Here is a 12,778-nt window from a genome sequence, read left to right as displayed (position 1 = left end):
CGCACGCGCGGGCTTGCGCGCCGAAGGGTGCCGGGGCCCCTTCGGCGGAGACACACCTTGACGCCCCCTCAGCCCGACGGCAGCCGGCTGAGCGCGTCCTCGGCCGCGCCGCCGAGGCGGGGGTGCGGCAGTGCCGCCTCCAGGACCGGACGGGCCCGGGTGTCGCCGAGTTGCCCCAGGCCCTCCACACACGCCAGGGCCACCCGCCAGTGCGGTTCGTCCGGTCCCAGCAGCCGGGAGAGCGTGCGCATCAGGGCGGGTACGGATTCGGGGGCCCGCAGTTCGGTGAGCAGGCGGACCGGGTGCAGGGCGTAGGCGGTGCGCAGGGAGTTGGTGGCGAGGGCGGCCGCGGCGCGGGGCGTGCGCGGGTCGCCGAGGCGGGCCAGGGCGTGGGCGGCGCCGACGCAGCGCTCCGGGTCGCGGTGGTTCAGCAGGAGCACCAGGGGCTCGAAGGCGCGGCGGTCGCCGCCGCAGCCCAGCCGGAACGCGGCGATCTCGCGCGCCCACAGCGGGCGTTCGCGCTCGGTGAGCACCCGGGCCAGTTCCTCGTCGTCATCGGTGGCCAGCAGTCTTCGGTAGGCATCCGACTCCCCCGACTCGTCCGCGAGCCGGTGGGCCAGTGACCGGAACTCCTCATCCATGACCGTCAGCGTATCGGTGGACACACAGCGTGCCGACGGGGGCGTTCGGTGTGAGGGGGGCCACAACAATCGGGGGCTGGCGCGCTCATTACCCGTCGGTTAACCTCATGTGAGCGGGACACTCCCCCGCCGGCTCCGGTGGCCTGGTGACGCAGCCACCCGGAGTGTTTGTCGGTTCGGCAGCTTTGCGAGACGTGACTCCGGGACAGAGTCCGTCGCCCCTTCCCGTCCCCGGCGTGCGGTTCGCGCCCGGGACCCGAGCACCACGACAGGCAATTCCCGTACGCCATGCGCCGGTCGGGCCCTTCGGCCCCTCTCATCGGCCGCGCCCCGCGTGCGTCCCTCAGCCGTCACTCATCCCTGGAGTCCCGTGATGGACACCCCGTTCAGCACCATTGCCGTCGTCGGCCTCGGCACGATGGGCACCGGCATCGCCGAGGTCCTGACCCGCGCCGGCCGCGAGGTCATCGGTATCGACGTCAGCGAAGCGGCCGCCCGCCAGGCCGTCGCCTCCCTGGAGGCCTCCACCGCCCGCGCCGTGCAGCGCGAGCGGATCACCGAGGAGGAGCGGCGCGACGTGCTCGCCCGGTTCCGTACCTTCTCCGACCTCCAGGCCGCCGCGGACGCGGAGCTGGTCATCGAGGTGGTTCCGGAGACGTACGAGATCAAGCAGCAGGTCTTCCGGGAGCTCGACGCGGTCGTCTCGCCCACCGCGATCCTCGCCACGGGCACCAACGCCCTGTCGGTGACCCGTCTGGCCGCGGAGTCGCAGCACCCGGAGCGCGTCCTCGGCCTGCACTTCTTCAACCCGGCGCCGGCGATGAAGCTGGTCGAGGTGGTCTCGTCCGTGCTGACCGCGCCGCCGGCCGTCGAGGCCGTCACCGCGCTCGCCCGGCAGCTGGGCAAGGAGCCGGTCGCGGTCGGTGACCGGCCGGGGTTCGTCGCCGACGGTCTGCTGTTCGGCTACCTCAACCAGGCCGCCGCGATGTACGAGGCGAACTACGCCTCCCGCGAGGACATCGACGCGGCGATGCAGCTCGGCTGCGGTCTGCCGATGGGGCCGCTCGCGCTGCTCGACCTGATCGGCATCGACACCGCCCGCACCGTCCTGGAGGCGATGTACTCCGCCTCGCACGACCGGCTGCACGCCCCCGCGCCGGTCCTCGGCCAGCTCAGCGAGGCCGGGCTGACCGGCCGCAAGTCGGGCCGCGGCTTCTACACGTACGCGGAGCCGGGCAGCCAGAGCGTGGTGCCGGACGCGCTGACCCCGGCCGCGGACGCCGGGACGGGTGGCGGACGCACCGTGCGCTCGGTGGGCGTCGCGGGCTCCGGGACGATGGCTTCGGGGATCGCGGAGGTCTTCGCGAAGGCCGGATACGACGTGGTGCTGGCCGGTCGCGGCCAGGAGAAGGCCGACCTCGCCAAGAACCGGATCGCGAAGTCCCTCGACCGGTCGGTCACCAAGGGACGGCTGACGGCCGAGGCCCGGGACGAGACCCTCGCCCGGATCACCGCGGCCGGCTCGCTGGACTCCTTCGACGGCGTGGACCTCGCGGTCGAGGCCGTCGCCGAGGACCTGGCGGTCAAGCAGCAGCTCTTCGCCACGCTGGACAAGGTGTGCCGGCCGGGCGCGGTGCTCGCCACCACCACCTCCTCGCTGCCCGTCGTGTCGATCGCCCGGGCCACCACGCGGCCCGAGGACGTCATCGGGATGCACTTCTTCAACCCGGCGCCGGCGATGAAGCTGGTCGAGGTGGTCCGTACGGTGCTCACCGCGGACGACGTGCACGCCACGGTCCGCGAGGTCTGCGGCAAGGTGCGCAAGCACCCGGTGGACTGCGGGGACCGGGCCGGGTTCATCGTGAACGCCCTGCTGTTCCCGTACCTCAACAACGCGATCAAGATGGTCGAGTCGCACTACGCGACCCTCGACGACATCGACGCGGCGATGAAGCTGGGCGGCGGCTACCCGATGGGGCCCTTCGAGCTCCTGGACGTCGTCGGCCTCGACGTCTCGCTCGCCATCGAGAAGGTGCTGCACAGCGAGTTCCGCGATCCGGGCCTCGCTCCGTCCCCGCTCCTGGAGCATCTGGTGGCCGCCGGCTGCCTCGGGCGCAAGACGGGGCGCGGCTTCCGCGAATATGCCCGCCGCTGACCGGGAGGCGGGCTGGGGCGGGCTGCTCGGCCGACCGGGCGGCCCGCCCCCACAGGCGCGCTCTCCTGCACCGATGCAGTACGTTCACACCATGTCCCAGCCCGCCAGGTCCCCCCGTGTGTCCGCCGCGCCCGACGTCCCGGAGAGTGCCGCAGGCACCCGCGCCGCCGCCCAGAGGCTCAAAATGCGCCGCGAACTGGCCGCGGCGGCGATGGAGCTCTTCGCCACGAAGGGGTACGAGGCGACCACGGTCGACGAGATCGCGGGCGCCGCGGGCGTCGCCCGGCGGACCTTCTTCCGGCACTTCCGGTCCAAGGAGGAGGCGATCTTCCCGGACCACGACGACACCCTCGTCCGGGCCGAGGCCGTGCTCAACGCCGCCCCCGCGCACGAGCACCCGCTCGACACGGTGTGCCGCGGCATCAAGGAAGTCATGCGGATGTACGCGGCGAAGCCCGCGGTCTCCGTGGCCCGTTACAAGCTGACCCGCGAGGTGCCCACCCTGCGGCAGGCCGAGATCGCCTCGGTGGCCCGCTACGAGCGGCTGTTCACCCGCTATCTGCTGGGCCACTTCGACGAGCGCGACCACCAGGCGGGCAACGACGACCCGCTGCTGGCGGAGGTCGCGGCGTCCGCCGTCGTCACGGCGCACAACCACGTGCTGCGGCGCTGGCTGCGGGCGGACGGCCAGGGCGATGTGGAGGCCCAGCTCGACCAGGCGTTCGCCATCGTCCGCGACACCTTCGGGACCGGGATCGGCGCGGGCCGGACCGCCGGGACCGAGCCGGCGGGACCGCCGGCCGCCTCGGTGAGCACGGAGGGTGAGGTGCTGGTCGCCGTGGCGCGTACCGACGCCCCGCTGGACGAAGTGATGCGCACGATCCAGCAGGCGCTCAAGGAGCGCTGAGCGGGGCCGTGCGGCTCCCGGCTGCCCGCCCCGCCCGGCGCGCCCGGCCGGAGCGTCAGAGTCCCTCGTCGGTCTGCCACGGCGGCGGCGCGGAACCCTCACTCCAGGCCGCGAGGGCCTCGCCGTCCAGGCACTGGATCCCGCACTGGTCCGCGTAGTCCAGAGCGGGGCTCGTGTAGGCGCTGGTGGTGACGCAGACGGCGATCTCCGCCTCGTGAACGGCGTAGCAGGTTCCGCCGAATCTCTGAAGGTCCTGGGAACCGACCTTGGTGGCGGGGCCGTAGCACTTGCACTGGACGACCAGGCGCCGCCCGTCCGGGGCGGTCGCGATCACGTCCGCCCCCAGATCACCCGCACCGCCCACGACTTCCACGTCGGAGCAGCCGTCCCGCTCGCAGAGCGCGGCGACGGCATCCTCGAAGGCGTCGGCGTCCAGGGCCGCGTAGCCCGCGAGTTCCTCCTCGGAATCCACCGGTTCCGACTCCGGTCCGGTCAGGACAGCCGTACGGGCGACGTCGTCCTCGTAAGGGTGACCGTACGGCTCGCTGACCGGTTCGGACGGCTCCTGAGGGGGGTCGAACAGCTCCTGGGGCGGGTCGAAGAGCTCTTGCACGGCCTCGGAGAGCGGGCCGCGACCTCCGCGCGGCGCGGGGCCCGGCCTGCGGAGGTGGAGGAACAGGACGCCCGCCGCGACGAGGGCCACGACCGGCACCACGGCTGCCGGATGCCTGCACGCCCCCTCCCACGCGGTGCGCACCGCCAGCCATCCACCGCAGATCAGCAGGGCTACGGCACCGAAGCCGAAAGCAGTCCTGCGCACGCTGAAGGCCTTCGTGTACCCCTCGGGGCACCGCTCTCGTATCGGTGCCGTCATGCACGCCGCCCCGCCCGTGCCGATATGAGTCTTCCAAGATCATTCATCTCTGCCGTCTGCCCAGACCCGCGTGATCCAACGGCCGTGAAATCGGTTGCCGGTGCCTCGGCTTGGTGCTGTGGTGTGCGGATGAGCGAACGGACGACCCCACACCGCGAAAGTCTGCTGGCCGTCTTCGACCGGGAGATGCGCGAACTCGCCCGGCCCGACGGCCCCGGTGTCCGCGTCGAGCGTGCCGGCGACGTCGTACGGCAGGTCGGGGCGCCCCACGACTGGAACGGCGTCGTCTGGTCGTCACCCGGCCTGGACGCCGCCCGGGCGGACGCGGCCATCGCCGCGCAGGTGGCCCACTGGACGGAGCTCGGGTACGACGAGTTCGAGTGGAAGCTGTACGCGCACGACCGGCCGGCCGATCTGGGGGCGCGGCTGCTGGCGGCCGGTTTCGAGCCGGAGGAGCCGGAGACCCTGCTCGTGGCGCCGGTCGCGGACCTGTCCACCGAGGTCCGGCTCCCGGACGGCGTCCGGCTGCACACGGTGCGTGACGAGGCCGATGTGGAGCTGATGGCCCGGGCCCATGGGCAGGCGTTCGGTTCGGACTGGTCGCGGCTGCGGCACCAGGTGCTGGCCCGGCTGAAGGAGGATCCGGACCACTTCGTCGGGGTGCTGGCCCTGGCGGGCGACGAGCCGGTGAGTTCGGCCCGGATGGAGCTGTACCCCGGCACCGGCTTCGCCGGGCTGTGGGGCGGCGGCACGGTCGAGGCGTGGCGCGGCCGGGGCGTCTACCGGGCCCTGATCGCCTTCCGGGCGGGGATCGCGGCCGAGCGCGGCTACCGGTACCTCCAGGTCGACGCCACCGAGGACAGCCGCCCGATCCTCCAGCGCCTCGGGTTCACGGCCCTGAGCACGACGACGCCGTACGTCTACCGCCCCGTCTCCTGACCGGCCGGCAGCCTGCCAACCACCTATCACGGGGCACATGGCGGCAAAACGCCCCTCGTGTTGCTCATGCGTGGCACCCGGATGACAATTGAGGGAAATTGCTGGCACCCAGTGCCTTGCCAGCTGTCACGGAGTGCCATACGTTGAAGTCGTCCGGGCGGCCGGCGTGCTGAGAGACCTTTCGTACGCCGGCTGTCCCCGCAAGCCACGTGCCTGCGCGCCCGGACGCCTGCGTCACAGGCAAACCCTTCTGCTCCACAGAGCAAGCAGCCGAAGCACCGCCCGCCGAACCGACGGCACACCTCCACACCCGTCACCCCTGTTCTCAGGGACCCCTGAAGCGTTCCCTCAACGCCGCACCGCCGGAGGCACACCGTGAAGGAAATCCTGGACGCGATCCAGTCGCAGGACAGCACCGCCGCAGACTTCGCGGCACTGTCCATCCCCGAGTCGTACCGCGCGGTGACCGTGCACAAGGACGAGGCCGAGATGTTCTCCGGCGTCGCCAGCCGCGACAAGGACCCCCGCAAGTCCCTCCACGTCGAGGACGTGCCGGTGCCCGAGCTCGGCCCGGGCGAGGCGCTGGTGGCGGTCATGGCCAGCTCGGTCAACTACAACTCCGTGTGGACGTCGATCTTCGAGCCCGTCTCGACCTTCGGCTTCCTGGAGCGGTACGGAAAGCTCAGCGACCTCAGCAAGCGCCACGACCTGCCGTACCACGTCATCGGCTCCGACCTGGCGGGCGTCGTCCTGCGCACCGGCCCGGGCGTCAACGCCTGGAAGCCCGGTGACGAGGTCGTCGCGCACTGCCTCTCGGTCGAGCTGGAGTCGTCGGACGGCCACAACGACACGATGCTCGACCCCGAGCAGCGCATCTGGGGCTTCGAGACCAACTTCGGCGGGCTGGCGGAGATCGCCCTCGTCAAGTCCAACCAGCTGATGCCGAAGCCGGACCACCTCAGCTGGGAGGAGGCGGCCGCGCCCGGACTGGTCAACTCCACCGCGTACCGCCAGCTCGTCTCCCGCAACGGCGCCGGCATGAAGCAGGGCGACAACGTCCTGATCTGGGGCGCGAGCGGCGGACTCGGCTCCTACGCCACGCAGTTCGCGCTGGCCGGCGGTGCCAACCCGATCTGTGTCGTCTCCAGCGACCAGAAGGCGGAGATCTGCCGGAAGATGGGCGCCGAGGCGATCATCGACCGCAACGCCGAGGGCTACAAGTTCTGGCAGGACGAGCACAACCAGGACCCGCGCGAGTGGAAGCGCTTCGGCAAGCGCATCCGCGAACTGACCGGCGGCGAGGACGTGGACATCGTCTTCGAGCACCCGGGCCGCGAGACCTTCGGCGCCAGTGTCTACGTGACCCGCAAGGGCGGCACGATCGTCACCTGCGCCTCGACCTCGGGCTACACCCACGAGTACGACAACCGCTACCTGTGGATGTCGCTCAAGCGCATCATCGGCTCGCACTTCGCCAACTACCGCGAGGCGTGGGAGGCCAACCGCCTGGTCGCCAAGGGGAAGATCCACCCGACGCTGTCGAAGGTCTACTCCCTGGAGGACACCGGCCAGGCCGCGTACGACGTGCACCGCAACCGCCACCAGGGCAAGGTCGGCGTCCTGGCGCTGGCGCCCGCCGAGGGCCTGGGCGTGCGCGACGCGGAGCTGCGCGAGCAGCACATCGACGCCATCAACCGCTTCCGGGACATCTGACATGACCGGCCGTCAGAAGGACCGCCCCTGGCTCATGCGGACGTACGCCGGTCACTCGACCGCCGAGGCGTCCAACGAGCTCTACCGGCGCAACCTCGCCAAGGGCCAGACCGGTCTCTCGGTCGCCTTCGACCTTCCGACCCAGACCGGTTACGACCCCGACCACATCCTCGCCCGCGGCGAGGTCGGCCGGGTCGGCGTGCCCGTCTCGCACCTCGGCGACATGCGCCGGCTGTTCCAGGACATCCCCCTGGAGCAGATGAACACCTCGATGACGATCAACGCCACCGCGATGTGGCTGCTGGCGCTCTACCAGGTGGTCGCGGAGGAGCAGGGCGCCGACGCGGACAAGCTGCAGGGCACCACGCAGAACGACATCGTCAAGGAGTACCTCTCGCGCGGGACGCACGTCTTCCCGCCGGGGCCCTCGCTGCGGCTGACCACCGACATGATCACGTACACGGTCAACCGCATCCCGAAGTGGAACCCGATCAACATCTGCAGCTATCACCTGCAGGAGGCCGGGGCCACTCCGGTCCAGGAGATCGCGTACGCCATGTCGACGGCCATCGCCGTGCTCGACGCGGTCCGCGACTCCGGACAGGTGCCCGAGGAGAAGTTCGGCGACGTGGTCGCACGGATCTCCTTCTTCGTGAACGCGGGTGTCCGCTTCATCGAGGAGATGTGCAAGATGCGCGCCTTCGGCCGCATCTGGGACCGCGTCACCCGCGAGCGCTACGGCATCACGAACGCCAAGCAGCGGCGCTTCCGCTACGGCGTGCAGGTCAACTCGCTCGGGCTGACCGAGGCACAGCCGGAGAACAACGTCCAGCGCATCGTGCTGGAGATGCTGGCCGTCACCCTCTCCAAGGACGCCCGCGCCCGCGCCGTGCAGCTGCCCGCCTGGAACGAGGCGCTGGGGCTCCCCCGGCCCTGGGACCAGCAGTGGTCGCTGCGCATCCAGCAGGTCCTCGCCCACGAGAGCGACCTGCTGGAGTACGAGGACATCTTCGCCGGGTCCCACGTCATCGAGGCCAAGGTCGACGAGCTGGTCACCGACTCGCTCGCCGAGATGGACCGGATCGAGCAGATGGGCGGCGCGATGGCGGCCGTCGAGTCCGGCTACCTGAAGTCCGAGCTGGTCTCCTCGCACGCCGCCCGGCGCGCCCGGATCGAGGGCGGCGAGGAGAAGATCGTCGGCGTCAACATCTACGGGACGACCGAGCCCAACCCGCTCACGGCCGACCTCGACGGCGCGATCATGACGGTCGACCCGGCGAACGAGGCCAAGGTCGTCGCCGCGCTCCACGAGTGGCGCGACAACCGCGACGAGCCCCGCGCCACCGAGGCGCTGGCCGCGCTGAAGAAGGCCGCCGCGGGCACCGAGAACATGATGGAGGCCACCGTCGAGTGCGCCCGCGCGGGTGTCACCACCGGCGAGTGGTCCTGGGCGCTGCGCGACGTCTTCGGCGAGTTCCGGGCACCGACCGGGGTCTCATCGGCCCCGGTCGCGGTGACGGCCGAGGCGGGCACCCCGCTGGCGCTCGTCCGCGAGAAGGTCGCCAGGACCGCCGAGGACCTGGGCGCGGGCCGGCTGCGGCTGCTGGTCGGCAAGCCCGGCCTGGACGGGCACTCCAACGGCGCCGAGCAGATCGCCGTGCGCGCGCGCGACGCCGGCTTCGAGGTCGTCTACCAGGGCATCCGCCTGACGCCCGAGCAGATCGTCTCGGCCGCCGTCGCCGAGGACGTGCACTGCGTCGGCCTGTCGATCCTGTCCGGTTCGCACGCCGAGCTGGTCCCGGACGTACTGACCCGGCTGCGCCGCACCGGCGCCGGCGACATCCCGGTGATCGCGGGCGGGATCATTCCGCCCGCCGACGCCGAGGCCCTGATCAAGGCCGGTGTCGCCGCCGTATTCACCCCGAAGGACTTCGGTATCACGGAGATCATCGGCCGTATCGTCGACGAGATCCGGAAAGCGAACAAGCTCGACCCTCTGGAGGTCCCCGCATGACCACGCCCGTGAACCGCCTGCGTCCCCGTCGCTCCTGTCTGGCTGTGCCCGGGTCCAACCCGCGGTTCCTGGAGAAGGCCCAGGGCCTCCCGGCCGACCAGGTCTTCCTCGACCTGGAGGACGCCTGCGCGCCGCTCGCCAAGGAGGGCGCCCGGCACCACATCGTCGACGCGCTGAACAACGGCGACTGGACGGGCAAGACCCGGGTCGTGCGGGTCAACGACTGGACGACGCACTGGACGTACCGCGACGTCATCACGGTCGTCGAGGGCGCGGGGCCCAACCTCGACTGCATCATGCTGCCGAAGGTCCAGGACGCCCAGCAGGTCGTCGCGCTGGACCTGCTGCTCACCCAGATCGAGAAGACGATGGGCTTCGAGGTCGGGAAGATCGGCATCGAGGCGCAGATCGAGAACGCCAAGGGCCTCGTCAACATCGACGACATCGCGGCCGCCTCGCCGCGCCTGGAGACCCTGATCTTCGGCCCGGCCGACTTCATGGCCTCGATCAACATGAAGACCCTGGTCGTCGGCCAGCAGCCGCCCGGCTACGGCGCGGACGCGTACCACTACATCCTGATGCGCATCCTGATGGCGGCCCGTACGCACGACCTCCAGGCGATCGACGGACCGTTCCTCCAGATCCGCGACGTGGACGCGTACCGCGAGGTCGCCGGCCGTGCCGCGGCGCTCGGCTTCGACGGCAAGTGGGTGCTGCACCCCGGTCAGGTCGACGCGGCCAACGAGGTGTTCTCGCCCTCGCAGGAGGACTACGACCACGCCGAGCTCATCCTCGACGCGTACGACTGGTGCACCTCCGAGGAGGGCGGCAAGAAGGGCTCCGCGATGCTCGGCGACGAGATGATCGACGAGGCCAGCCGCAAGATGGCCCTGGTCATCGCGGGCAAGGGGCGCGCGGCCGGCATGCAGCGCACCTCCAAGTTCGAAGCCCCGGAGGCCTGATCATGCAGTTCGGACGCACGTACGAGGAATTCGAGATCGGTGCCGTCTACAAGCACTGGCCCGGGAAGACCGTCACCGAATACGACGACCACCTCTTCTGCCTGCTGACCATGAATCATCACCCGCTGCACATGGACAGCAACTACGCGGAGAAGACGACCGACTTCGGCAAGAACGTCGTCGTCGGCAACTACATCTACTCGCTGCTGCTCGGGATGTCGGTGCCGGACGTCTCCGGAAAGGCGATCGCCAACCTGGAGGTCGAGTCGCTGAAGCACGTGGCGCCGACCTTCCACGGCGACACCGTCTACGGCGAGACGACCGTTCTGGACAAGACCCCGTCAAAGTCCAAGAGCGACCGCGGAATCGTTTATGTGGAGACCAAGGGTTACAAGCAGGACGGCACGCTGATCTGCGTGTTCCGCCGCAAGGTCATGGTCCCCACGGAGACGTACATCAAGCAGCGCGGCGGCGAGCAGCCCGGCCGCCCGGAGCTGAAGCAGCCTTCGCAGAAGAACGTGGAGAAGTAGCCATGACGCGACTCGCCCAGACGGCCGGACTCAACGACGTCCAGCAGGAAATCCTCTCCACGGTCCGGGATTTCGTCGACAAGGAGATCATTCCGGTCGCGACCCAGCTGGAGCACCGCGACGAGTACCCGGCGGAGATCGTCGAGGGACTCAAGGAACTCGGCCTGTTCGGGCTGATGATTCCCGAGGAGTACGGGGGCCTGGGTGAGTCGCTTCTCACATACGCGCTGTGCGTGGAGGAAATCGCCCGCGGCTGGATGAGCGTGTCGGGAATCATCAACACGCACTTCATCGTGGCGTACATGCTCAAGCAGCACGGCACGCAGGAGCAGAAGGACACCTTCCTGCCGCGGATGGCGCTGGGTGAGGTGCGCGGCGCGTTCTCGATGTCCGAGCCGGCACTGGGCTCCGACGTCGCGGCGATCACCTCCAAGGGCGTGAAGGACGGCGACGAGTACGTCCTGAACGGCCAGAAGATGTGGCTGACCAACGGTGGCACGTCCACCCTCGTCGCCGTGCTGTGCCGGAGTGACGAAGGCCACCCCGAGGGCACGCCCCCGCACAAGTCGATGACGACCTTCCTGGTGGAGAAGGAGCCCGGATTCGGCGAGGTGCGGCCCGGCCTCACCATCCCGGGGAAGATCGACAAGATGGGCTACAAGGGGGTCGACACCACCGAGCTCATCATGGACGGACTGCGCATTCCGGCCAATCGTGTCCTGGGCGGCACCACGGGCCGAGGGTTTTACCAAATGATGGACGGAGTGGAGGTCGGCCGGGTAAATGTGGCTGCGCGTGGCTGCGGCGTCGCACAGCGTGCATTCGAACTGGGCGTTTCCTACGCACAGCAGCGCCACACCTTCGGAAAGCCGATCGCCCAGCACCAGGCCATCCAGTTCAAGCTGGCCGAAATGGCCACCAAGGTCGAGGCCGCCCATGCGATGATGGTAAATGCAGCGCGCAAAAAGGACTCCGGGGAACGAAACGACCTGGAGGCAGGGATGGCGAAGTACCTCGCCTCCGAGTACTGCAAGGAAGTCGTCGAGGACGCCTTCCGTATCCACGGCGGTTACGGCTTCTCCAAGGAGTACGAGATCGAGCGCCTCTACCGCGAGGCCCCGATGCTGCTGATCGGTGAAGGTACCGCCGAGATCCAGAAAATGATCATCGGGCGCCGACTGCTTGAGGAGTACCGTTTCCAGGGTTGATTGTCCCTTTCGGGGTGATTTTACCGCGAAGAAGATCACACCCTGTCATCCTCATCCGGTGCCTTCCAGACGTCCGACTCGGCTGCTGGCTTGCCCAGTTGCGGTCCGCAACCGATAACATCGCCGGAAAGCCGCCGTCCCCCGTTGCCAGCGCGGCCTCATCCGCTACGAAGGTCATCCATGCCCGACAGCCATACCTCTGCCACACGCGGCGGGGTCCGCATCGCACGCGGAGCTTCGCCGTGGCTCCTGCCGACCGTCGCCACCGCCGCACTCAGCCTGACCCGGGCCCGCAGGTCCGGGCGCTGGGCGGCGGTAGCCGTGCCCACCACCGCGCTCGCGGCGGGCATGCTGTGGTTCTTCCGCGACCCCGAGCGCGAGATCACCCAGGGTCGCGTCATCTCACCGGCCGACGGCGTGGTGCAGAGCATCATGCCGTGGAAGGACGGGCGTACCCGCGTCGCGATCTTCATGAGCCCGCTGAACGTCCACGTGAACCGCGCCCCCCTGGCCGGCACCGTGACGTCGGTCGAGCACATCCCCGGTGGGTTCGTCCCGGCGTTCAACAAGGAGAGCGAGAACAACGAGCGCGTTGTCTGGCACTTCGACACCGAGCTCGGGGACATCGAGATGGTGCAGATCGCCGGAGCCGTCGCCCGCCGCATCGTTCCCTACCTTCCGCAGGGGACGAAGGTCGAGCAGGGCGAACGCATCGGTCTGATCCGCTTCGGCTCGCGTGTCGACATCTACCTTCCGGAAGGTGTGGACGTCGCGGTCGAGGTCGGCCAGGCCACCACCGCGGGGGTGACTCGCATTGACCGTGATTGATCCCGAT

Annotated in this window: 11 protein-coding genes; 9 read left to right on the top strand and 2 right to left on the bottom strand. The window is 69.8% G+C overall.

What is annotated here, in order from left to right:
• Positions 1-68: 68 nt before the first annotated feature.
• On the bottom strand, positions 69-641 hold the full coding sequence (locus OG408_RS33185) for an adenylosuccinate lyase (protein WP_266784935.1): 573 nt from the start codon (positions 639-641) through the stop codon (positions 69-71).
• A gap of 373 nt (positions 642-1,014) precedes the next feature.
• On the opposite strand from OG408_RS33185, the gene OG408_RS33180 reads away from it, so the two are divergent.
• Positions 1,015-2,796: a 3-hydroxyacyl-CoA dehydrogenase family protein gene (locus OG408_RS33180; protein WP_266784934.1), complete on the top strand. Its 1,782-nt coding sequence runs from the start codon at positions 1,015-1,017 to the stop codon at positions 2,794-2,796.
• Positions 2,797-2,887: 91 nt separating this feature from the next.
• On the top strand, positions 2,888-3,703 hold the full coding sequence (locus tag OG408_RS33175; protein WP_266784933.1) for a TetR family transcriptional regulator: 816 nt from the start codon (positions 2,888-2,890) through the stop codon (positions 3,701-3,703).
• A 55-nt stretch (positions 3,704-3,758) separates the two neighbouring features.
• On the opposite strand, the gene OG408_RS33170 is transcribed toward OG408_RS33175, so the two are convergent.
• Positions 3,759-4,577 carry a restriction endonuclease gene (locus OG408_RS33170; protein WP_266784932.1) on the bottom strand — a complete coding sequence of 273 codons (819 nt, stop codon included), beginning with the start codon at positions 4,575-4,577 and terminating at the stop codon, positions 3,759-3,761.
• Between the two features lie 129 nt (positions 4,578-4,706).
• Here OG408_RS33170 and OG408_RS33165 point away from each other — a divergent pair, with 129 nt between their 5' ends.
• The 7 genes from OG408_RS33165 to OG408_RS33135 all read left to right on the top strand — a co-directional run bounded on the left by OG408_RS33165 (position 4,707) and on the right by OG408_RS33135 (position 12,771).
• A complete protein-coding gene (locus tag OG408_RS33165) occupies positions 4,707-5,516 on the top strand; it encodes a GNAT family N-acetyltransferase (protein WP_326673511.1) in 810 nt (269 codons plus the stop codon).
• Between the two features lie 375 nt (positions 5,517-5,891).
• The gene (gene ccrA, locus OG408_RS33160) at positions 5,892-7,229 is read left to right on the top strand and encodes a crotonyl-CoA carboxylase/reductase (RefSeq protein WP_266784930.1); all 1,338 of its coding nucleotides are present in this window, start codon (positions 5,892-5,894) and stop codon (positions 7,227-7,229) included.
• A 1-nt stretch (position 7,230) separates the two neighbouring features.
• Positions 7,231-9,243 (top strand): protein meaA, encoded by a 2,013-nt coding sequence (locus tag OG408_RS33155; RefSeq protein WP_266784929.1) that lies wholly within the window; start codon positions 7,231-7,233, stop codon positions 9,241-9,243.
• Positions 9,240-10,205, top strand: a complete 966-nt coding sequence (locus tag OG408_RS33150) for an HpcH/HpaI aldolase/citrate lyase family protein (RefSeq protein ID WP_219569937.1) — start codon at positions 9,240-9,242, stop codon at positions 10,203-10,205. The genes OG408_RS33155 and OG408_RS33150 overlap by 4 nt, the downstream gene beginning before the upstream one ends.
• Before the next feature lie 2 nt (positions 10,206-10,207).
• Positions 10,208-10,735 (top strand): MaoC family dehydratase, encoded by a 528-nt coding sequence (locus OG408_RS33145; protein WP_266784926.1) that lies wholly within the window; start codon positions 10,208-10,210, stop codon positions 10,733-10,735.
• A 2-nt stretch (positions 10,736-10,737) separates the two neighbouring features.
• Complete coding sequence (locus tag OG408_RS33140; RefSeq protein WP_266784924.1) at positions 10,738-11,943, top strand: acyl-CoA dehydrogenase family protein; 1,206 nt, start codon at positions 10,738-10,740, stop codon at positions 11,941-11,943.
• Positions 11,944-12,123: 180 nt separating this feature from the next.
• Complete coding sequence (locus OG408_RS33135) at positions 12,124-12,771, top strand: phosphatidylserine decarboxylase (RefSeq protein ID WP_266784922.1); 648 nt, start codon at positions 12,124-12,126, stop codon at positions 12,769-12,771.
• Positions 12,772-12,778: the final 7 nt, after the last annotated feature.

Source organism: Streptomyces sp. NBC_01257 (genome assembly GCF_035917255.1).
GTDB lineage: Bacteria > Actinomycetota > Actinomycetes > Streptomycetales > Streptomycetaceae > Streptomyces.
The sequence above is the reverse complement of the archived record's forward strand: the minus strand, read 5'-3'. Positions and strand labels throughout refer to the sequence as shown.